18 protein-coding genes and 1 pseudogene are annotated in these 20,783 nt (G+C 52.7%); 10 read left to right on the plus strand and 9 right to left on the minus strand.

Translation table 11 applies throughout. The features are described 5' to 3' along the window. The first annotated feature begins 16 nt into the window (after nt 1–16). Nucleotides 17–1,534: a diguanylate cyclase DgcJ gene (gene dgcJ, locus ACLW56_RS00155; protein WP_330981798.1), complete on the plus strand. Its 1,518-nt coding sequence runs from the start codon at nt 17–19 to the stop codon at nt 1,532–1,534. A gap of 50 nt (nt 1,535–1,584) precedes the next feature. On the opposite strand, the gene ACLW56_RS00160 is transcribed toward dgcJ, so the two are convergent. Then, entirely contained in the window at nt 1,585–1,800 is a 216-nt protein-coding gene (locus tag ACLW56_RS00160; RefSeq protein ID WP_330981799.1) for a hypothetical protein, read from the minus strand. A 49-nt stretch (nt 1,801–1,849) separates the two neighbouring features. Here ACLW56_RS00160 and ACLW56_RS00165 point away from each other — a divergent pair, with 49 nt between their 5' ends. The 3 genes from ACLW56_RS00165 to nadS all read left to right on the plus strand — a co-directional run bounded on the left by ACLW56_RS00165 (nt 1,850) and on the right by nadS (nt 2,946). Then, a complete protein-coding gene (locus tag ACLW56_RS00165) occupies nt 1,850–2,095 on the plus strand; it encodes a helix-turn-helix domain-containing protein (protein WP_330981800.1) in 246 nt (81 codons plus the stop codon). A 232-nt stretch (nt 2,096–2,327) separates the two neighbouring features. Continuing rightward, complete coding sequence (locus tag ACLW56_RS00170) at nt 2,328–2,660, plus strand: type II toxin-antitoxin system RelE/ParE family toxin (protein WP_330981801.1); 333 nt, start codon at nt 2,328–2,330, stop codon at nt 2,658–2,660. A 1-nt stretch (nt 2,661) separates the two neighbouring features. Beyond that, a complete protein-coding gene (nadS, locus tag ACLW56_RS00175; protein ID WP_330981802.1) occupies nt 2,662–2,946 on the plus strand; it encodes a NadS family protein in 285 nt (94 codons plus the stop codon). 26 nt (nt 2,947–2,972) lie between these two features. Here nadS and ACLW56_RS00180 read toward each other — a convergent pair whose 3' ends face one another. After that, complete coding sequence (locus tag ACLW56_RS00180; RefSeq protein ID WP_330981803.1) at nt 2,973–4,472, minus strand: aldehyde dehydrogenase family protein; 1,500 nt, start codon at nt 4,470–4,472, stop codon at nt 2,973–2,975. 231 nt (nt 4,473–4,703) lie between these two features. On the opposite strand from ACLW56_RS00180, the gene feaR reads away from it, so the two are divergent. Then, entirely contained in the window at nt 4,704–5,612 is a 909-nt protein-coding gene (gene feaR, locus ACLW56_RS00185) for a transcriptional regulator FeaR (RefSeq protein WP_330981804.1), read from the plus strand. A 93-nt stretch (nt 5,613–5,705) separates the two neighbouring features. Here feaR and ACLW56_RS00190 read toward each other — a convergent pair whose 3' ends face one another. The 3 genes from ACLW56_RS00190 to ACLW56_RS00200 are packed head-to-tail and all read right to left on the minus strand — an operon-like array spanning nt 5,706 to nt 8,867. Then, nucleotides 5,706–6,029: a YdbL family protein gene (locus ACLW56_RS00190; protein ID WP_330981805.1), complete on the minus strand. Its 324-nt coding sequence runs from the start codon at nt 6,027–6,029 to the stop codon at nt 5,706–5,708. A gap of 7 nt (nt 6,030–6,036) precedes the next feature. After that, the gene (locus tag ACLW56_RS00195; protein ID WP_330981806.1) at nt 6,037–6,228 is read right to left on the minus strand and encodes a YnbE family lipoprotein; all 192 of its coding nucleotides are present in this window, start codon (nt 6,226–6,228) and stop codon (nt 6,037–6,039) included. After that, nucleotides 6,228–8,867: a YdbH family protein gene (locus tag ACLW56_RS00200; protein WP_330981807.1), complete on the minus strand. Its 2,640-nt coding sequence runs from the start codon at nt 8,865–8,867 to the stop codon at nt 6,228–6,230. Before ACLW56_RS00200 ends, ACLW56_RS00195 begins: the two co-directional genes overlap by 1 nt. 256 nt (nt 8,868–9,123) lie before the next feature. Here ACLW56_RS00200 and ACLW56_RS00205 point away from each other — a divergent pair, with 256 nt between their 5' ends. Then, complete coding sequence (locus ACLW56_RS00205) at nt 9,124–10,113, plus strand: 2-hydroxyacid dehydrogenase (protein WP_330981808.1); 990 nt, start codon at nt 9,124–9,126, stop codon at nt 10,111–10,113. 105 nt (nt 10,114–10,218) lie between these two features. Beyond that, nucleotides 10,219–10,647, plus strand: coding sequence for a heat shock protein HslJ (gene hslJ / locus ACLW56_RS00210; protein ID WP_330981809.1), 429 nt, complete (start codon nt 10,219–10,221; stop codon nt 10,645–10,647). Nucleotides 10,648–10,652: 5 nt separating this feature from the next. Here the strand turns inward: hslJ and ACLW56_RS00215 are convergent, their stop codons facing one another. Next, nucleotides 10,653–10,919, minus strand: coding sequence for a DUF333 domain-containing protein (locus ACLW56_RS00215; protein ID WP_330981810.1), 267 nt, complete (start codon nt 10,917–10,919; stop codon nt 10,653–10,655). Nucleotides 10,920–11,194: 275 nt separating this feature from the next. Between ACLW56_RS00215 and nifJ the strand changes: the two genes are divergently transcribed. The 3 genes from nifJ to ttcA all read left to right on the plus strand — a co-directional run bounded on the left by nifJ (nt 11,195) and on the right by ttcA (nt 17,745). After that, a complete protein-coding gene (nifJ, locus tag ACLW56_RS00220) occupies nt 11,195–14,722 on the plus strand; it encodes a pyruvate:ferredoxin (flavodoxin) oxidoreductase (RefSeq protein WP_330981811.1) in 3,528 nt (1,175 codons plus the stop codon). Nucleotides 14,723–15,078: 356 nt separating this feature from the next. Beyond that, nucleotides 15,079–16,200, plus strand: coding sequence for a porin OmpC (gene ompC, locus ACLW56_RS00225; RefSeq protein WP_330981812.1), 1,122 nt, complete (start codon nt 15,079–15,081; stop codon nt 16,198–16,200). A gap of 609 nt (nt 16,201–16,809) precedes the next feature. Next, nucleotides 16,810–17,745, plus strand: a complete 936-nt coding sequence (gene ttcA, locus ACLW56_RS00230; RefSeq protein ID WP_330981813.1) for a tRNA 2-thiocytidine(32) synthetase TtcA — start codon at nt 16,810–16,812, stop codon at nt 17,743–17,745. Nucleotides 17,746–17,968: 223 nt separating this feature from the next. On the opposite strand, the pseudogene ACLW56_RS00235 reads toward ttcA, so the two are convergent. From ACLW56_RS00235 to ACLW56_RS00245, 3 genes and pseudogenes are all read right to left on the minus strand, one after another. After that, nucleotides 17,969–18,073, minus strand: a pseudogene (locus ACLW56_RS00235) (hypothetical protein); the annotation flags it as partial. Nucleotides 18,074–18,347: 274 nt separating this feature from the next. Then, nucleotides 18,348–19,331, minus strand: a complete 984-nt coding sequence (gene zntB, locus ACLW56_RS00240) for a zinc transporter ZntB (protein WP_330981814.1) — start codon at nt 19,329–19,331, stop codon at nt 18,348–18,350. A 226-nt stretch (nt 19,332–19,557) separates the two neighbouring features. Next, nucleotides 19,558–20,616 (minus strand): methyl-accepting chemotaxis protein, encoded by a 1,059-nt coding sequence (locus tag ACLW56_RS00245; RefSeq protein ID WP_415377420.1) that lies wholly within the window; start codon nt 20,614–20,616, stop codon nt 19,558–19,560. Nucleotides 20,617–20,783: the final 167 nt, after the last annotated feature.

The following is a 20,783-nucleotide window of genomic DNA, read 5'->3' on the forward strand; positions in this document are numbered from 1 at the left end:
AAAGGAATAGCCCACCATGTTTAACCCCAAGCGGACCGCCACGTTTGCGGCGATTGTCATTCTCAGCACTGCGGTGTTCTCTGGCCTGCTTTACCGCGAGTATCAGGCCCTGAAGAAGTACATGGCCTACATTGCGGAAAACGGAAAATCCGCGCTGTTTCATGAGGAATACATCAACCAGCGGGTGGCCTTTAGCCTCTCCACTGCGTTCTCGGCGACCATACCGGATAAAGCGGGCGTCAACGATCCTGATACCGTGTGTCAGCACGTCGAACATATTAACGGTGTTTATGGTTTGAACCTGGCGGGAAAAACGTTTTCAGCGCTGAATGGCACGCTGCAAACTCGCGATCCGCGTTGCCTCGACTGGGCTTACGATGTCCCTGAACTTTCGATATTGCTCGACAGCAACGCCAGTCCGTCGCCGAAGTACAGTTTTTCCAACTATACCGGCTACACGTTCAATAACCGCCGCTATTACATCGATCTGGTGCATAACTACGTCTATATTAATCGCCCTGTCGATACTCGTAATTACACCTTTCAGAACTGGCTGGTCGCAGGAACCAGCGATATCGATATTGATAACAGCGCCATTTCTATCAATATCGACAGAGAGGCACTGAAAGATTTGCAGCGCGGCAACTGTATTGTGTCGCACATATACCGCGATGGTTATACGAAGAAAAATATTATCAGTATGCTCAACCCGGTATTTTCCAATGGGAAAATACGCGGCGTGATAGTGACCGATTTTAGCATCAGCGATCTGGCAACCTCCTTTTATACGCCCGACCGCCCTGGTTTATGGACTTTTTTGACGATGTACGTTGAGGATAACAACAGCCACAAAGTTATCCATTTTCACAAACCGAAATTCGCCTCTTTTGATTTTATCGGCCACCAGGAAGAGATAACCCGCTATTACACGCTCCATGCCAGCCTCGATTTTATCTATTTTGTGCTGACTAACCTCTGGCTGTTCGTGCTGTATATCGTGATCACGTTGCTGCTGTGTCAGTACGTTCGTTACCACCTCAATCGCCATGCGTCACTGACAAAAGATAATGTGACCGACCCACTCACCGGGCTGTTTAACCGTAAGATCATGTCGAAACAGCTGGAGGATAGCGTCCATGACATGCTCGGTAAGCATATCGGTGTGACGGTGATTGCCATCGACTGTGACGGACTGAAACGCATTAACGATACTCTCGGTCACGCGATGGGTGATCGGGCGATTAAATTGCTCGGCAAGGCTATCGAAAAGTCGATTCGGAAAAGTGATTTTGGCATTCGCCTTGGTGGGGATGAATTCAATATTATTCTGGTCGATGCCAACCTGAATAAAGCCCGGGAAGTCATTGTTCGGGTTGAGAATAAATTGCAGGAAATCGATAACTCTCGACTGGTGTCATTTTCCTGGGGAAGTTATCAAATGACAGAGCAGGACACCTTCGAGACGGCATTGACTAAAGCGGATGAACTGCTGTACGAACACAAGCAGAGTAAATATACGTCGCGAAATCGCTAAAAATCGGTACAGAATAACGCTGGAGAGGCACTCCTCTCCAGCGCTGACGTTTATTTGGAGGTGTTTCCCCAAATCGTGTCTCTGGCGTCACGGCGCCCATCGCGCTTGGTATCACGCTTGTCGCGGCGGCAATCGCGGTTGCTCTTGTTATCTCTCATATAACAATTGCGCTTATCCACACGCGCTTCGGTCCGTGCATCCTGACGGATATCACGCGCCTTCTGGTGACGCTGATGCGCATCATGCAGGTTGGCCTGTACTGTCAATGTGGGAATAGTGGCAGCCAGAAATACCGCGGCAGCACATAAGTAATCTATGCTGTGTCGCGATCTGCAAATTGTGAATCAAAGGACTTACCCTATTGTGTGCCACTATTTGCGCGAACTGGATGCATTGTCAGAAGAAACTAAGGAACGAGTGAACATCCTCAGCTATGTGCAGGAACGCACCGGGTTATCACGAAGCAGTATTCTGAATATTATTTCCTCGCTGAAAACCGACCGGCATATCGATTTTGTGCGCGGCGGTTATAAATTGCGTATCAACAGCCTTCCCGAATAACGCGTTATCCCTGCTCATGATACCAACGACCTCCTCTGAGGCCGCTGGTATCTCTGCCGTTGCTGCTCTGAACAATGGCCTTACGAGGCAGTACGCAAAATCAACAGAACCTTCAGCAAGCCTCTCCTTTCGGACTTATATTCCCTGCGGATTATTTCAACACAACTGAAATGACGGTGTACATAGTACCCATTGCAGGTGTACTATGTACCCGCACAGGGAGAATGTGCCAGTGAGCCATGCCATAGAGTTTATCGAAACCCCGCTCTTCACCCGGCAAATCAAGAGCATTGCCACAGATGATGAGCTGAAAGATTTGCAAAAGGAGTTGATCCAGTTTCCGGCCAGAGGCGATTTGATAACGCAAACCGGTGGTCTGCGTAAAATCAGGATGGCGACAGGAAATCAGGGAAAAAGTGGCAGCGCGAGGGTTATCTATTTCATCGCATCCGAAGAGATTGTCTGGTTTGTGCTGGCGTACCCGAAAAGCGTGAAAGATTCGCTGACGGATGCCGAAAAATCAGCCCTGAAGACACTCACCCAACAACTGAAAAATGAGGTGTGATATGACCTTTTTTAACGAGCTGAAAGCTTCGCTGGAAGAAGCCGTTGAGATTAAAAATGGCAAAAAAGCGGCAGGAAAAGTCACCCGCTATGAAATAGCCGATGTGCGAGCCATTCGCGAGCAGCTTAACGTTTCTCAGAGTGAGATGGCGACAGCACTGGGCACCAGCGTTGACACCATCAAAAGCTGGGAAGCCAAAAGGCGAAACCCAACAGGACTTGCCGCTAAAGTGCTGGCCGTTATCCAGTCGGATCCCGCCTTCTTTCATGCGCTCGCGGCGCACTAATCCCTCGTTACTGACCGGGCAGTCACTCAATAACGCACGCAAACCGATTTGGTTTCGCACCAGCCGTCGAGCCAGTCCGGGCCAAAGTCACGTCCGGTTCCGGATTGTTTCATGCCACCAAACGGCAGGTTGGGGTCGATAAGCGTGTGGCTGTTGACCCAAACTGTGCCCGCCTGTAAGCGGTCGGTGTAGCTCAAGGCCTGCGAAATATTCTGCGTCCAGACGCTGGCGGTCAGGCCGTATTCGGTCTCATTGGCCAGCTTCAGCGCTTCTTCGCCGTCTGCCACGCGAACGAGGTTCACCACCGGGCCGAACACCTCTTCGCGAGTCAGGCGCAATCGTGCATCAGGATTGACCACCAGCGTAGGACGAACGTAGTAACCCTGTCCTTCTGGCCCGGCATTACCGCCAATCAGTTCGGCATGATTCTGTTCGGCTTCATGAAGGAACGCCGCCACTTTGTCACAATGCGCACGCGACGCCAGCGGGTTAATCTGCGCACTTTCAGACATCCCCGGCCCAACGCTCAGCGATTTCACCGCTTGCTCAAAACCTGTAACCAGGGCGTCAAAGAGTGGCGCTTCGATATAAATACGCGAACTGGCGGCGCAGACCTGCCCCTGATTAAGGAAACTGCCCATCATCAGGCCTTCAATCACCCACTGCGGATCGGCATCTTTCAGCACAATCGCCGGGTTTTTGCCGCCGAGTTCCAGCGTCACACGCGTCAGCCTGTCTGCCGCTGTGCGGGCAATCTGTTTGCCGGTTTGGGTTGAACCGGTAAAGCTCACTTTCGCGACCTGAGGATGTGAAGTCAGGGCAGAACCACATTCCGCACCGCTTCCAGTCACAACGTTAAACACCCCGTCCGGCACGCCCGCTTCGCTCGCCAGTTCTGCCACTCGCAGCAGTGTCAGCGGCGTGGTTTCTGACGGTTTGATAACAATCGAGCACCCTGCCGCCAGCGCTGGCATCACTTTCCACATGCCAATCATCAGCGGGAAGTTCCACGGCACAATCCCCGCGACGACACCCACCGGCTCTTTACGAGTCCACGCCTGATAGCGTGCGCCTGCTGGCAGTGGAATGGAAACGTCCAGCGTTTGTCCGGTGATTTTGGTGGCGAGCCCGGCGGTATAGCGCATCCAGTTCAGCGTACAGGCGACTTCAAACGCGCGGGAAATATTGATCGATTTTCCCTGCTCCAGCGTTTCCAGCTGGGCGAGCTCTTCGGCATGTTGTTCGACCAAATCGGCAAATCGAAGCAAAATGCGTTCGCGTTCCGCAGGCAACCGCCCTGCCCAACGGCGATCAACAAAAGCTCGCCAGGCAGACATCACTGCCGCATCCACATCTGCACGGTTAGCGTCTGCGGTGGTGGCGATCGATTTGCCTGTTGCCGGGTCCCAGACGGTCAGGCGTTTGTCGCTGAGCGAGGCCTGTTGTTTGCCGTCGACATAAAGCCCGTGCTGGCGCGCCAAAAAGTGTTGCACGCTCTCAAGCAGTGCGACCTGTGAATCAGACATATCAGCTCCTTATTACCCTTCACGGTTTTGTTCAGTGTAGAGCCGGAGCGCAGATTGTGTTTTTGTCTCTCTGTCATTCGCTTTGTCGCCTGTGACAGCCCTCGCAAACAGTGACAATAGTCGGCTTCGCTCCTGTTGCCGGTGATAGTTCTTTCGTATAGTCACCAGCACACCCTTGCTATCGCAACATAAATGCAACATTGTGATAGCACTTTCTGACTGAGGCTGACTATGGCGCAGATAACCGGTGAAGAGCCGTTCCAGCAGTGGCTCGCGCAGATTAACCAGGAATGCGGGAATTTCGCCGCACGGCAGCTTGAAGGGGCGTTTTCAGGGCATCTGGAAACCGGGTACACCCGCTCGCTAAAGCTCAGCACAGTCACCAGCGCCAACGTCAATCTGTACCGTACGAACCACGAAATCAAAAGTTACAACGACAACTGGTTCTATACCGTTTTTCAGCTGGAAGGCCAGGCTATCATTGAGCAAAACGACCGTCAGACGGTGATCCAGCCTGGGGATATCACCCTGGTTGATGCTTCGCGCCCTTGTTCGATAGTGTGGCAGCAGCCCTCACGACAAATCTCGTTATTGCTGCCAAGAAGTCTTGTCGAGCAGCAATTGCGGATCAGTGAAGGACACTGTGTGCAGCGTCTGGAGAAGTCGTTGCCGATGGTGCAGATGAGCCACCGGCTATTGCAGGAAAGCATGAGCAACCGCGAGCTGTCGGGCATTGAAAGCGAAGCGGCGCTGGAGGCGATTGTATGCCTGCTGCGCCCGGTCTTACAGCAGCAAGACCAGCAACCGAGCCGACGTGAGCGGCAGTTTGAAAAAATCGTGCAACTTATCGACGACCATATTCAGTCAGACTGTTTGCGCCCGGAATGGCTGGCGAACGAAACAGGGATGTCGGTGAGAAGCCTTTACCGCATGTTCGCCGATAAAGGCCTGGTGGTGGCGCAATACATTAAAAACCGGCGGCTGGATCTGTGTGCGAAAGCGCTACGCAGCGCCGCCGACGATGAAAAACTGGCGGGCATTGGCTTTAACTGGGGCTTTACCGACCACAGCCATTTCTCTACCGCGTTTCGCCAGCGCTTTGGCATCTCGCCTGGCGAGTACCGTAAACAGCATCGGTGAAAGCCTTGTTCGGTGGCGCTACGCTTACCGAACCTACAAAATCCTCCCGGCCGGAGGTAGGCCTGTGCAAGCGCAGCGCCGCCAGGCAAAATGTCACTTCCGCAGCCACTTGCCGTTGATGCCCTTCACATACTCACCCGGCTGAGCGCGAGCGACCAGCTTTTGCCCGGCCATTTTGGCCACTTCATCCACCGGAATATTGTTGCTGTCAGCCAGTTGCTGATAGCTCTCACCGCGTGCATCGTTAATCTGCTTCACCAGCGCCAGCGTTTGTTTATCTTGCTTAAGTGGCGCCAGATAGCCGCTCAGCGTTTCACCGACCAGCCCTTCGGAACGAGCCTGTTCCAGCGTCAGTGCGAAGACGCTTTGGCTTATCAGACAGAGACTCAGCACCACCATAACCCCTAATTTTTTCATGATGGCCTCAGAACAGATCGCTACGTGATTTCAGTAAATCCTCAACGTCTTTATCGACCTTGATATGAATTTCGTGTTCGATTTTGACATTCATATTGATAGTGATCGGCTCCTTCGGTGCGGCCACCTCAATCCTTGGTGTGCAGCCGCTCAGCGTCAATACGGCAATCCCGCCCAACAGGGCGATAGTGGTTTTCATTATTGCTCCTTACATTCCTTGCCTGCCTGGCAATTCGGTTGCGGAAGGGCCGCATTTTGCTCAAGCCACGCCTGAAGATTGTCGCCAAAGCGCAGGCTGCGCCACAGGTCGAACACGTTTTCTTCATGGGTATAGTTTACATTCACTTTGCCGGTTTTGCCGTCAGCCTGGCTGGTGCCGGACACCGTGGCTTGCAGCGTTAACACGCCAAGATTATCGAGATTGATTTTGGTCCATGAGCGGGTAATTTCCATATACCGTAACCAGTTAATGGCCGCTCCGGCAGCCATGTTATCTTTCACAACTGCATCCGCAGTGTCTTTATCTATGCGCAGCGTCATAGGGCCAGGGTTGCTCAGCCAGCCGTCTTTGATTATCCACTTTTCATTGTTGAGCCACAGGGGCAGCGCACCGCTGACCGGGCCTGACATGGTGAACTGTTTCGGGTTTACTGCGCTTATCAATTCGCTGGTGGAAATATTCTGCACCCGCAGCAAAGCCGGATCGTGCTGCGGCATACGCAGTTGCAGCATCGACAGCTTGCCGCCCATCACATCCACGTTGACATCACTCAGGATCAGCGGGTTTTCTTCACTCCAGGGATAGCTGCCCTGCAAATCGGCGGTGAAATTATTCGCTGTGACCTGGTTGACGATTTCGCCAATGCGCAGCGACACCGGGCCACGCGTGCCGAGATCCCAGGTCCCCTGGCGGAAACGGAAGGGCAACACGAAATCCACGCCGTTGATTTGGTTATCTGGCATCCACGCGCTGCCGTTTTTCAGCACGCCGTGTCCGCCCGCTTCAAAGCCCTGCTCCGCCGCGGCAGAGAACGCCACCTGCGCATACAGCTCGCCGTCACGGAGGTTCATTTTCCAGTCAGGTGGGATCAGCGGCTGGAAGACGCTCAGCGACTGCTTCGGCCACCACGCCTCACCGCGCAAACGTTCGCCGTCCCAACGGCCATTCACCCGTACGGGGCCAATTTTCGCCGCATGCAGATCGCCTTTAAACTGGAACCAGGTCGGATCGCGCCCGTCAACGCTGAACTTGAGCGTTGACGGCGGAAGCACGCTGCCGCCGCTGAAACGCGTTTCGCCCGCATCCATCGATAACGCGCCGGTCAAGGAAGGATGCTGTTCATCGCGGAGCCAGTGAATCGGCTGTTCAAGCACCAGGCGTGGCTGGCTTATTGTCATTGTGCCGTATTGCAGCTTGTCGAACCCTGTCGACAGGCTGTTCAGCACGATAGCGCTGTCTCGCCACTCGCCGTCACCTTTCACATCCCAGCGCGCCTGCATCGGGGTGAAATTGCCATCGCCCCAGTAGCGCCAGCGCCAGCTACCTTTGTCCGGCATAAAGTTGTCAGCCTGTCCGTCGAGGTGCAAAACAAAATCACCGGTTTCTTGTTCATGCGCCCGCAAGATAGCTTGTAAACGCCCGGCAACGCCCTGACTGCTGACGTGTACGCCCGCCAGTGGCCAACGCACTTCATCAATATTTAAGGTATCAATCAGGCGACCACGCGAGCGCAGCAGTGAGCCCGGTTCAAAGCTCAGGCGCGGATGGGTAAGTGGCCCGGTTAACGTGGCGGGCAACATGGCGTAGAGCACCAGATCGTCATACTTGGCTTCCCCGCTAAGATGTAAAGGCATGGCACTGTTGTCCATACTCAGCGTCCCCGGCCCGAGGGTCAACACCGCATTGCCTTTGCCTGCCAGGCCTTGCGTCAGCACGTTCAGGCGCCCGGCAATCTGCATTTTCTCAATGCCCTGCTGCCAGTTATCGATTTTCAGCCCCACGCGGCCGCTCAGTGGAATGCCTTCGAGCCACGGCCAGTTCCAGCGTCCGTCGCTGATGGTCAGTCTTTTACGCGTCAGTTCCCAGGGTAAATCCAGCAGCGGGTCGTCGTTACCACGCGCCATCACCACTAGCTGCCCCTGATTTTCACGCCATTCCAGTTCAGCATCCACCAGCGTGCCAGGCTCAGGAACCTGAAACGTGGAGACCAGATGACCATTAACCGGCAGCCCGTCCGGCACTAACGGCATCGTGAACTCACCGACTAGTTTGATCGGCGGGCGGTCTTCCTGAACCTGAGCTTCAAACTGGCTGACGGTCAGAGCCTGTCCGCGTAATTTTGCTTTAAGATGAACGGCGTCACCGTTATAGCTCAGTTCCTGTTGTGCTGGCGTCAATGACACGGCCAGCTTGCCCTGCCATTTCTCCCACGGCGAAAGGCGAAACTGATCGATAGTCAGCCAGCTGTAGGGCAACATGAACTGCCATTCGGCGAGCGTACGCGGTGCGCCTGGCGTCGGCGTACTTTCAGGCAGCTTGCTCAGGCAGGCAGAATTGATGTCCAGCTTGCCAACGTGCAGTTGCCAGCGGCTGGGATGAGAAAGCTCAGCGTCGGTAAGCACCGCTAGTTGGCAATCCCCAACCAGATAGCGCAGTTCCGGTAAGCGCATGGAATGACGTGTAAAACGCGGGCTATGATGGATAGCGATGCGTGTGCCCGCAGGCAGCCAGATCCCGGCCAGCGTCGGCACCCAGTGCGTCAGCGTGAGCAGCAGCGTCAATGGCAGAAGTATCAGCAACAGCAGTAGCGCAATTGCGGCTTTCCAGGTACCCTTCATGGGCGGTTAACATCCTGATTCTTTGTAATTAAAAGCCGAAGTGGCGAGTATTGTGGCATGTTCAACGCACCAGTTAAAGTCACCGTCAGGTTTAAGCATAGAGGATGGGGTCTGGCGCGCATGCCGTTTCGCAAAAACATCCCTTCATTATGCTCTACACTCACTGTTATAACCTGATGATTAAACTAAAGTTTAATATTTGTAAGATAATTTGAATTATGCTACCGTGACGGTAAAATCACTGGAGAAAAGTCTTATGAAAATCGCAGTTTATAGCACAAAGCAGTACGATAAAAAGTATCTGCAAGATGTTAATGATGCATTTGGCTTTGAACTTGAATTTTTTGACTTCCTTTTAAGCGAAAAAACAGCCAAAACCGCTCACGGCTGTGAAGCGGTCTGTATTTTCGTCAACGACGACGGCAGCCGCCCTGTTCTGGAAGAGTTGAAAAATCATGGCGTTAAATATATAGCATTGCGCTGTGCAGGCTTTAACAACGTTGACCTGGACGCCGCGAAGGAACTGGGGCTGAAAGTGGTGCGCGTGCCAGCCTATTCCCCTGAAGCGGTCGCCGAACACGCCATTGGCCTGATGATGTCGCTGAACCGTCGTATTCATCGTGCCTATCAGCGCACCCGCGACGCCAATTTCTCGCTGGAAGGCCTGTGCGGTTTCACCATGTACGGTAAAACGGCGGGTGTTGTCGGCACCGGTAAAATCGGGGTGGCTACGCTACGCATCCTGAAAGGCTTTGGCATGAAGCTGCTGGCATTCGACCCTTATCCAGGCGAAGCAGCGCTTGAACTGGGGGTGGAATATGTTGACCTGCCGACGCTGTTTTCGCAGTCAGATGTGATTTCCCTGCACTGCCCGCTGACCGAAGACAACTATCATCTGCTGAACCACGCGGCATTCGCGCAAATGAAAGATGGCGTGATGGTCATTAACACCAGCCGCGGCGGATTGATTGATTCCCAGGCCGCCATCGAGGCACTGAAAACCCAGAAAATCGGGGCGCTGGGGATGGACGTGTATGAGAACGAACGCGATTTGTTCTTTGAAGATAAGTCCAATGACGTTATCCAGGATGACGTGTTCCGCCGCCTTTCTGCCTGCCATAACGTGTTGTTTACCGGCCACCAGGCATTCTTGACTGCCGAAGCGCTGACCAGCATTTCAGAAACCACTCTGGAAAACCTGCGTCTTATCGCCAACGGCGAAACCTGCCCTAACGCTCTGGTTTAACCTTTTCAGCTCCCCGTTCGCGGGGAGCACTTTCAGATAATCCCCATTAACCCACCCGGTACCAGAATGTCATTCTGGTTTGGTAATATTTTTGGTGAATAGTTAATGAGTCCTGTAAAAATGAGCGCCGCCCTGCTGGCGGCCGGAATGCTGCTGGCAGGCTGCGTGTCTACCAGCGACGTCACGACCCAACCTGAACAGCTTCAGCACCATCGCTTTGTGCTGGAAAGTGTCAACGGCAAGAACGTCAGCAGTGATAAACCGCTGGAGCTGAGCTTCGGCGAGAAAATGCACGTGTCCGGCAACATGTGTAACCGTTTCACGGGTGAAGGGAAATTGTCTGACGGCGAGCTCAAGGTGAAAAACCTGGCAATGACGCGCATGCTTTGCACTGACCCGCAAATGAATCAACTGGATAGCCTGTTGAGCGCGATGCTGCATGACGGTGTTCAGGTTGATTTGACCGCCAATCAGCTAACCCTCGCGACATCGCACGATTCGCTGGTGTATAAACTCGCCGATCTGGTGAACTGAGTGGCTCAGTAGTTGCCGCAGCTTCCGGTGGCAAGAGACTGCTCGCTGCATCGCTTGCCATTGGGTAATGCGCACATCCCGATGGCCGAGCCATCAAGCTGGCGGGCAACGGATAACGCGCCGCCAATCATCGCGCAGTTGGCCTGCCCGGAATCTGACATCGCCGCACGCATTCCTGGCGTGACGTGTGCCGCTGTGGCCTGCTGTTCTGGTTCACTGCTGCATGCGGATAAAAACAGTGCCGCGCACCCTACCCAAAAAGCTGCTCGCATTCTCTTTACACTCCCCTGTCAAAAACGTTAGCAAAACCTGTTCATAATAGGCAGCAAGCGGCCTGCCGTCGAGAGACGAAACGCGCAAAACCTGGCCTGGAAACAATTTCTCGCAATTTTTATCGCCTAAACCCCTCTCTCACTTCTGCTCAAATGAGCACCAGGGACACAAAAGCAAAAATGGCTTTCCCGACCCTTTGCTAAAATAAAAGGATAATTACAGGACTCGTCGACGTATCACGGGTCCCTTTTCTTGCGCAATGTAAGGGTGTCACATGATTACAACTGATGGTAATGGCGCTGTCGCGTCGGTGGCGTTTCGCGCCAGTGAAGTAATCGCCATCTACCCCATTACGCCGAGTTCTACCATGGCAGAACTGGCTGATGCGTGGGCGGGTAACGGGCTGAAAAACATCTGGGGCGACGTGCCGCGGGTGGTGGAAATGCAGTCAGAAGCTGGCGCGATTGCCGCCGTGCACGGCGCATTGCAGACGGGTGCGCTCTCGACATCGTTTACGTCTTCTCAGGGATTGTTGCTGATGATCCCAACGCTTTACAAGCTCGCAGGGCAACTGACTCCCTTTGTATTGCATGTCGCTGCCCGTACCGTCGCGACCCACGCCCTTTCTATTTTTGGCGATCATTCAGACGTGATGGCCATCCGCCAGACAGGCTGCGCGATGTTAAGCGCCGGCAGCGTGCAGGAAGCTCAGGATTTCGCCCTTATTTCCCATATCGCCACGCTCAAAAGCCGCGTGCCTTTTATCCATTTCTTTGATGGTTTTCGCACCTCGCACGAGATCAACAAAATCGTGCCGCTGGCCGATGACACGATTCAGAATTTGCTGCCACAAGCGGAGATTGATGCGCATCGCGAACGGGCACTTAACCCTGAACACCCGGTTATTCGCGGGACGTCCGCCAACCCGGACACCTACTTCCAGTCTCGCGAAGCCACCAACCCGTGGTACGACGCCGTGTATCAACACGTTGAGCAGGCAATGAATGATTTTGCCGCCGCCACAGGCCGTCAGTACAAACCGTTTGAATACTACGGACACCCACAGGCTGAGCGCGTTGTGGTGTTAATGGGATCGGCCATCGGCACCTGCGAAGAAGTCGTCGATGAATTGCTGACCCGCGGGGAAAAAGTCGGCGTGCTCAAAGTGCGTCTGTACCGTCCTTTCTCTGCTGAACATTTGATTGCTGAACTCCCGCAGTCGGTAAAAACGGTCGCCGTCCTTGACCGCACGAAAGAACCTGGCGCACACGCAGAACCGCTGTATCTCGACGTAATGAGCGCCCTGGCCGAAGCCTTTAACGCAGGCACGCGTGAATTTTTACCGCGTGTCATTGGCGGACGCTATGGTCTGTCATCCAAAGAATTTGGCCCAGACTGTGTACTGGCCATTTTCAATGAACTCAGCGCCGAAAAACCGAAGCCACGTTTCACCGTGGGTATTTACGACGATGTGACCAACCTTTCGTTACCGCTGCCGGAAAATACCCTGCCTTCCACGGCTCGGCTGGAGGCGCTGTTTTACGGCCTCGGCAGCGATGGCAGCGTTTCTGCCACCAAGAACAATATCAAGATTATCGGTAATTCCACGCCGTGGTATGCGCAGGGCTATTTCGTCTATGACTCGAAAAAAGCGGGTGGCCTGACGGTTTCCCACTTGCGAGTCTCAGAGAAGCCGATTCGTTCGGCGTATCTGGTTTCTCAGGCGGATTTTGTCGGCTGTCACCAGTTGCAGTTTATCGACAAGTATCAGATGGCAGAACGCCTGAAGCCCGGCGGGATTTTCCTGCTCAACACGCCTTACAGTGCCGAAGAAGTCTGGTCGCGTCTGCCTCAGGAAGTGCAGGCTGTCCTGAACCAGAAAAAGGCGCGTTTCTATGTAGTGAACGCAGCCAAAATCGCTCGTGAATGTGGGCTTGCGGCTCGTATCAACACCGTCATGCAGATGGCGTTTTTCCAGTTGACCCAAATCCTGCCCGGCGACAGCGCATTGGTTGAGCTTCAGGGGGCCATCGCAAAAAGCTACAGCAGCAAAGGTCAGGAGCTGGTCGAGCGTAACTGGCAGGCGCTGGCAATGGCGCGTGAAAATCTGGCTGAAGTGCCGCTGCAACCTGTTGACGGCAGCAGCCCGAATCGCCCGCCGGTGGTGTCAGATGCCGCGCCAGATTTTGTCAAAACAGTTACCGCGGCGATGCTTGCCGGGCTTGGCGATGCGCTGCCGGTGTCCGCCCTGCCGCCTGACGGCACCTGGCCTGTAGGCACGACACGCTGGGAAAAACGCAATATTGCCGAAGAGATCCCTATCTGGAAGGAAGACCTTTGTACTCAGTGCAACCACTGCGTGGCGGCTTGTCCGCACTCGGCGATCCGCGCCAAGGTGGTTTCACCTGAGGATATGGAGAATGCGCCAGCCAGCCTGCACGCTTTGGATGTAAAATCTCGCGACATGCGCGGCCAGAAATACGTGCTGCAGGTTGCACCGGAAGACTGCACCGGCTGCAATCTGTGTGTGGAAGTCTGCCCGGCGAAAGATCGCCAGAATCCTGAAATCAAGGCCATCAACATGATGTCACGTCTTGAGCACGTGGAAGAAGAAAAAGTGAATTACGATTTCTTCCTCGACCTGCCAGAGATCGACCGCAGCAAACTGGAACGTATCGACATCCGCACCTCGCAGCTTATCACCCCGCTGTTTGAATATTCTGGCGCGTGCTCCGGCTGTGGTGAAACACCGTACATCAAACTGCTGACTCAGCTCTACGGCGATCGCATGCTGATTGCCAATGCTACCGGCTGTTCTTCTATTTATGGCGGCAACCTGCCCTCAACGCCGTACACTACGGATATCAACGGCCGTGGCCCGGCGTGGGCAAACTCACTGTTTGAAGATAATGCTGAGTTTGGTCTTGGTTTCCGCCTGTCGGTCGACCAGCATCGTCAGCGTGTCATGCGCCTGCTGGACACCTTCGCGGACAAACTGCCCGCTGAACTCAATGAAGCATTGCATGCAGAAGCGACGCCAGACGTTCGCCGTGAGCAGGTTGCTGCCCTGCGTAAACATTTACAGGGTGTTGAAGGTGCGGCAGAACTGTTAACCGACGCGGACGCTTTGGTCGAGAAATCCATCTGGCTGATTGGCGGCGACGGCTGGGCCTATGACATTGGCTTTGGCGGCCTCGATCATGTTCTGAGTTTGACCGAGAACGTCAACATTCTGGTGCTGGATACCCAGTGTTACTCGAATACGGGCGGACAGGCTTCGAAAGCGACCCCGCTGGGCGCAGTCACCAAGTTTGGCGAACACGGCAAGCGTAAGGCGCGTAAAGATCTGGGCGTTAGCATGATGATGTATGGGCATGTCTATGTGGCGCAAATTTCGTTAGGCGCACAGCTTAATCAGACCGTGAAGGCGATTCAGGAAGCCGAAGCTTATCCTGGCCCGTCGCTGATCATTGCCTACAGCCCTTGCGAAGAGCACGGCTACGACCTGGCGTTAAGTCATGATCAGATGCGCCAGCTCACCGCCACCGGCTTCTGGCCGCTCTATCGCTTCGATCCACGTCGCGCAGATGAAGGCAAACTGCCGCTGGCGCTGGACTCACGCCCACCTTCTGATGCACTCGCGGACACTTTGATGAAAGAACAACGTTTCCGTCGCCTGAATGTACAGCAGCCAGAAGTCGCGGAGCAATTATGGCAGGACGCCGCGGCGGATTTACAAAAACGTTATGACTTCCTCGCGCAAATGGCCGGTAAAGCGGAAAAATCCTCCAGCGACGAATAGATGTAAAATTTAAAATTAAATAAAAAAAAGCCCGAACACTAGTTCGGGCTTGTCATTTTAAATATTGACATAATAATTAAACAATAGCACACAGCAACACGCTTAATTTGTGTGACAATATAGGCATATAACGACGTGATTTTAGCTGGAAATTTCGGAACTGTATAATTTTTATCATGAATAATTAATCTAAACCTATACACCCGATCAATGATGATTTCATTTGAATTATTTCATTGAGATTTTACTCATACAGTTACAATTGAAACTTACCTTCTTTAGATATCTCTCCATTAGGATTGCTGTACTTCCCATAAGGAAGCAAAAGTATAAAAACAGCTAAAAGGATTATTTAAATGAAAAGAAAAGTACTGGCCCTGATGATCCCTGCGTTATTAACCGCAGGCGCTGTTCACGCAGCAGAAATTTATAACAAAGACGGCAACAAACTGGATCTGTACGGCAAAGTAGATGGTTTGCACTACTTCTCCGACGATAAAAGCGCTGATGGTGACCAGTCTTACATCCGTCTGGGCTTCAAAGGTGAAACTCAGATCAACGACCAGCTGACCGGTTATGGTCAGTGGGAATACAACGTCCAGGCGAATAACGCTGAAAGCACCGCCGACGACAAAAACCAGGCCTGGACCCGTCTGGCGTTCGCGGGTCTGAAATTTGGTGACTACGGTTCATTCGACTACGGCCGTAACTACGGCGTACTGTACGACGTGGAAGGCTGGACCGATATGCTGCCCGAGTTCGGTGGCGATACCTACACCAAAGCTGATAACTTCATGACCAGCCGTGCAAACGGTGTTGCAACTTACCGTAACAATGACTTCTTCGGTCTGGTTGATGGCCTGAACTTTGCTCTGCAGTATCAGGGCAAAAACGAGAACCCAGGTTCTGGTGAAGGTACCAACAACGGCGATCGCAGCTACCGTAACGCTAACGGCGACGGCTGGGGCATCTCCTCTACCTATGACATGGGTATGGGCTTCAGCGCGGGTGCGGCATACGCCTCTTCCGATCGTACTAACGACCAGCAGACCCTCAGTACCGCTCAGGGTGATAAAGCTGATGCCTGGACCGTTGGCCTCAAATATGATGCGAATAACATCTACCTGGCAACCATGTACTCTGAAACCCGTAACATGACCCCATACGGTGATGACAACGGTATTGCCAACAAAACCAAGAACTTCGAAGTCACTGCGCAGTATCAATTCGATTTCGGTCTGCGTCCGGCTGTTTCCTACCTGCAGTCTAAAGGCCAGGATCTGGGTGTGAACGGTGTTGACGGCGACAAAGATCTGGTGAAATACGTCGATGTCGGCGCGACTTACTACTTCAATAAAAATATGTCTACCTACGTTGATTACAAAATCAACCTGCTGGACGACAATGACAACTTCTACCAGAACAATGGTATCGGTACTGACGATATCGTTGCGACAGGCCTGGTTTACCAGTTCTAAGTCGACGAATTGTAGAAAAGTTGTAAATATAACCCGTCCTTGTGGCGGGTTTATTATTTTCTGCGCCGAACCAATCGGCTTCGCGCTCATTACCGAACTCACCGATAAGTCTGTTTTTTATTTACAACCAGAATTTCAGTCAGGAATACGCTTATTCCCCCCGATTTATCGCCTAAAAAGAAATATATCGAGAACTCTCTCACTACAAACCCGGAAGTCTACTTTTCAACCCATCCGTTTTTATTCATTACTGTGATATCCCCCTCACAGGAGATCACATCATGAGCAAAAACATAGAGAGTTACCTCAAGACAATGCGCGCTTTTTGGCAGAAAGTGCCGGACACAGCCAAAGTTCTGGCTAACCCCTGACGAACGTTACGCGCTGCTAAAAGAGCTGATGCAGCCCATCAGCCATGACCGGCAATCTGGCAGATAAACACCTTGCGACATCATTCAGGGCTGGCATTCGTCACCGTAATCCGTACCATACACGCCAGATTATCGTCCTGGCTGCCACAGATTATTGCTACAATCCGTCGTGAATCCCGATGTTTGTCAGTCTCCCTGACGCTGGTTGCCATTTACAAACGACCCGAGCCATCATTAAATGTCGCAAAATCAAGATATTAGTAAGAAAGACCAATACAACCTGAACAAATTGCAAAAGCGTCTGCGTCGTAACGTGGGCGAAGCCATTGCTGACTTCAACATGATTGAGGAAGGCGATCGCATTATGGTTTGCCTCTCTGGCGGCAAAGACAGCTACACGATGCTGGAGATTTTGCGCAATTTACAACAAAGCGCCCCGGTTAACTTCAGCCTGATTGCCGTCAACCTTGACCAGAAGCAGCCTGGTTTCCCGGAACACATTCTCCCGGCCTATCTTGAAGAACTGGGTGTCGAGTACAAGATTGTTGAAGAGAACACCTACGGCATCGTTAAAGAGAAAATTCCAGAAGGCAAAACCACCTGTTCTCTTTGCTCTCGCCTGCGTCGCGGCATTCTTTACCGCACGGCGACAGAACTGGGCGCGACCAAAATCGCTCTCGGTCACCATCGCGACGACATCCTGCAGACTCTGTTCCTGAATATGTTCTACGGCGGCAAAATGAAAGGCATGCCACCGAAATTGATGAGCGACGATGGCAAGCATATTGTTATCCGTCCGCTGGCTTACTGCCGTGAGAAAGACATTGAACGTTTCGCCGAAGCGAAGGCGTTCCCGATTATTCCGTGCAACCTCTGTGGTTCACAGCCAAACCTGCAACGTCAGGTCATCGGCGACATGCTGCGTGACTGGGATAAACGTTATCCTGGGCGCATCGAAACGATGTTCAGCGCGATGCAGAACGTGGTCCCTTCTCACCTGTGCGACACCGAGATGTTCGACTTCAAAGGACTGACACACGGCGCTGAGGTAGTGAACGGCGGCGACCTGGCGTTTGACCGGGAAGATATCCCGCTACAGCCAGCAGGCTGGAAGCCGGAAGACGAGGAAACCGACATTCTCGCCAACCGACTCGATATCGTCGAAATCAAATAACACGAAGCCCTCCGAATGGAGGGCTTGAGAGTGATGACAAACCTCTAACGAATGAAGATTTGTCATAGGGTGCCTGATAAGAAACAAGGAAAATCAATTTATTGATTTTCGGCTGATAACCACAAAGAAGGAAAAACCACGCTTTTTCCTTCTTTGTCAGCAGTCTGAAGCCCTCCGAATGGAGGGCTTTTTACTTCTACCGCAAGCCAAACATAATCGGATGCGGATCAGGGTCGAGCGGCGGCTCTGGAATCGGTTGGGGTCTTGGGATGGGATCGGGCACAGGAACGGGATCCGTTGGGATGGGGTCGCTCATTCGTGCAGTCATGTTTGCCTCCGAGCATTTCGGGTGAGTGTTAAGCTTGGTCGTTCAGGAAAAAAAGGCAAAAAAAAGCCGACTTATCTAAGTCGGCGTCGTACGAATCAATTGTGCTATGCAGTAATTCAAAAAAGGAAGTAAGACAATATGGAGCGCAACGCCCATCGCTTGACGTTGCATTCACCTGCGAGAGAGATATTGCCCTGAATGGGGGATGTGTTTATTGACTTCGCTCAAATTTAGCCGCTTTTTTAAGCTCGCTTGAGGTCGTAATTGTGTAATTTTACAACCATTTACTGCGATGCAACCACCATGTAACACCCCCGATCAGGACCACCAGTCCGATGCAAAACAGCGAGAAACCAAACTGCCAGCCACCGCCAGGGATGCCCCCCAGGTTGACACCAAACAGCCCTGTCAGGAAGGTGCTGGGCAAAAAAACCATCGCCATCAGTGACATGGTGTAAGTTCTTCTGGCGAGCGATTCCTGCATGACCTGCGCGATTTCATCGGCCATCACGCCCGTTCGCGCGATGCAGGCGTCAATTTCATCCAGCCCGCGGCCTAGTCTGTCGGAAATGTCCTGCATTCGGCGGCGATGATCGTCGGTCATCCACGCAAAGCGTTCACTGGCCAGACGCGAGTACACATCACGCTGCGGCGCCATATAACGACGCATCACAATCAATTGTTTTCGTAATAATGCGAGGAAACCCCGCGGTGGCACCTGCTGGTCAAGCAGGTTGTCTTCCAGATCGATGATGCGGTCATGTAACTCTTCGATAAACTCACTGGCATGATCGGTCAGCGCATCGCAGACATCCACCAGCCAGCCGCCGCAATCTGTCGGGCCGGTGCCCTCTTCCAGGTCTTTTACCACGTCATCCAGCGCCAGCACTTTGCGCTGGCGGGTTGAGACAATCAGCCGTTCATCCATATACAAACGCATCGCGACCAGCTGGTCTGGCCGCTCATCGGTGCTGCCGTTAATGCAACGCAGCGTAATCAGCGTCCCCTCACCGACTCGCGTCACCCTTGGACGCAAGCTGTCACCCGCAAGTGCATCACGGACACTGTTTGGCAGCAACGGCGTCGTCGCCAGCCATTCGGCGCTTTTGGGATGGGTATAGTTCAGATGCAGCCAGCACGGGTTCTCTTTATCGATCGCGCGCTCATCCTGCAGCGGAATGACTCCGCCTTTACCGTCCAGTAACCAGGCAAACACCGCATCAGGTACATTCACATCGGCTCCCTTAATGGCTTCCACAGCGCCTCCGTTAATCTTCACACATGCCATTGAGTCTAGCGTCGACACATCATTAAGCAATAGACGCTTCAGGCATGGCACTGAATTTGCTCACGAAAGCGGAATTATCTGGCAGCACATCGTCGGCAGCAACAAACAAATCGTTAACAAGAATGAACGCGGGGGATGTGGGCGATAAAAAAAGGCCTGGATAACCAGGCCTGAAGGAATAATGAGGATTAGATGATTAGAACGAATGCCAGTAATTTTGCTCATTGCTCACAGCAGGCACAACTTTAGGTCTCTCCTGCACCACAGGAGCCATTTCCTGAGAGACTTCATTACCGAGACGGAAATTACGCGTGCGGGTTTGAAGCTCGACCACTTGATGTTTAAGCACATCAGACGATCCAGCCAGTTCCTCAACGACCGCCACGTTACTTTGAGTCACTTTTTCCAGCTCAGATAACGCGAGCGTTATTTGTTCAATGCCTTTTTCCTGTTGCAATGTAGAGCAAGATATTTGCTCCATCAGGCTGCTTAATAAGCCTGAACCCGAGACAATTTCCTGCATGTTTTTTTCCGCTTCCGCCACGATATTCGCCCCCTGTGTCACGTTATCATTCGTCACACTGATCAGCGTTTTGATGTTCTTCGCGGCTTCTGCGCTGCGATGTGCCAGATTACGAACCTCACCCGCCACCACCGAGAAACCTTTCCCGTGGTCGCCTGCACGGGCTGCTTCTACCGCCGCGTTCAGAGCCAGAATGTTCGTCTGGAAGGCTATGCCGTCAATCAGCGTAATGATTTCCGCCATCTGTTTGGCACAGTCCGTTATCGATTGCATGTTGGTGGCCACATCGACCATCAAATCGCCACCTTTACGGGCACACAGCGTCGCGTCACCGGCACGCTCGCTGGCGAGGCGAGTATTCTCAGCATTGTTTTTGGTACTGGCGGCAATTTCTTCCATGCTGGAAGCCGTCTGCATCAGGGTTGCAGACTGCTGTTCCGTTTTCACCGACAATTCCGCACTGCGGTTGGCTAATTGCTCAGAAAGCGTCATCGCCGTCTGCGACGAAGCGCGAATTTCTGACACCAGAGTAGAGATATTACTCGACAGATTATTTATTCCAGGAATAAGGCGTCCGGCACAGTTATTACCAAATTCTGGAATGTTGACAGAAAGATTACCGGACGTGACTTCATCAATACTCTTTTTAACCGCATTAATAGGTGTAACGAGGTACTTCGTCATATAAAGCCATAATAACGAGATCGCAATCACCCAACTGATATTAAACATTAAAAGCACAGCAGCATTCGCCGCAAGGAGGACATCCAAAATATCAACGACAATGAAAACTGCCAGTAAAAACATCAATATGAAGGTTCTGACACTAATATTTCTAAGCATAATCAGACTCACAAAGACACTCGGAGGGGTGATATGGTTATAGCACCCGCCCCCGC

Origin of the sequence: Pantoea sp. sgz302252 (assembly GCF_047713085.1) — a bacterium.
In the GTDB taxonomy this organism is placed as follows: domain Bacteria; phylum Pseudomonadota; class Gammaproteobacteria; order Enterobacterales; family Enterobacteriaceae; genus Scandinavium.

Excerpts from the sequence above, each read along its gene's own strand:
- ACLW56_RS00200 (WP_330981807.1), bottom strand. The coding sequence starts at position 8,867 with ATGAAGGGTACCTGGAAAGCCGCAATTGCGCTACTGCTGTTGCTGATA.
- dgcJ (WP_330981798.1), top strand. The coding sequence starts at position 17 with ATGTTTAACCCCAAGCGGACCGCCACGTTTGCGGCGATTGTCATTCTC.
- ompC (WP_330981812.1), top strand. The coding sequence starts at position 15,079 with ATGAAAAGAAAAGTACTGGCCCTGATGATCCCTGCGTTATTAACCGCA.
- ACLW56_RS00215 (WP_330981810.1), bottom strand. The coding sequence starts at position 10,919 with ATGCGAGCAGCTTTTTGGGTAGGGTGCGCGGCACTGTTTTTATCCGCA.
- ACLW56_RS00195 (WP_330981806.1), bottom strand. The coding sequence starts at position 6,228 with ATGAAAACCACTATCGCCCTGTTGGGCGGGATTGCCGTATTGACGCTG.
- ACLW56_RS00205 (WP_330981808.1), top strand. The coding sequence starts at position 9,124 with ATGAAAATCGCAGTTTATAGCACAAAGCAGTACGATAAAAAGTATCTG.
- hslJ (WP_330981809.1), top strand. The coding sequence starts at position 10,219 with ATGAGTCCTGTAAAAATGAGCGCCGCCCTGCTGGCGGCCGGAATGCTG.
- nadS (WP_330981802.1), top strand. The coding sequence starts at position 2,662 with ATGACCTTTTTTAACGAGCTGAAAGCTTCGCTGGAAGAAGCCGTTGAG.
- ACLW56_RS00245 (WP_415377420.1), bottom strand. The coding sequence starts at position 20,616 with ATGTTTAATATCAGTTGGGTGATTGCGATCTCGTTATTATGGCTTTAT.
- nifJ (WP_330981811.1), top strand. The coding sequence starts at position 11,195 with ATGATTACAACTGATGGTAATGGCGCTGTCGCGTCGGTGGCGTTTCGC.
- ACLW56_RS00165 (WP_330981800.1), top strand. The coding sequence starts at position 1,850 with ATGCTGTGTCGCGATCTGCAAATTGTGAATCAAAGGACTTACCCTATT.
- ttcA (WP_330981813.1), top strand. The coding sequence starts at position 16,810 with ATGTCGCAAAATCAAGATATTAGTAAGAAAGACCAATACAACCTGAAC.
- feaR (WP_330981804.1), top strand. The coding sequence starts at position 4,704 with ATGGCGCAGATAACCGGTGAAGAGCCGTTCCAGCAGTGGCTCGCGCAG.
- ACLW56_RS00190 (WP_330981805.1), bottom strand. The coding sequence starts at position 6,029 with ATGAAAAAATTAGGGGTTATGGTGGTGCTGAGTCTCTGTCTGATAAGC.
- ACLW56_RS00180 (WP_330981803.1), bottom strand. The coding sequence starts at position 4,472 with ATGTCTGATTCACAGGTCGCACTGCTTGAGAGCGTGCAACACTTTTTG.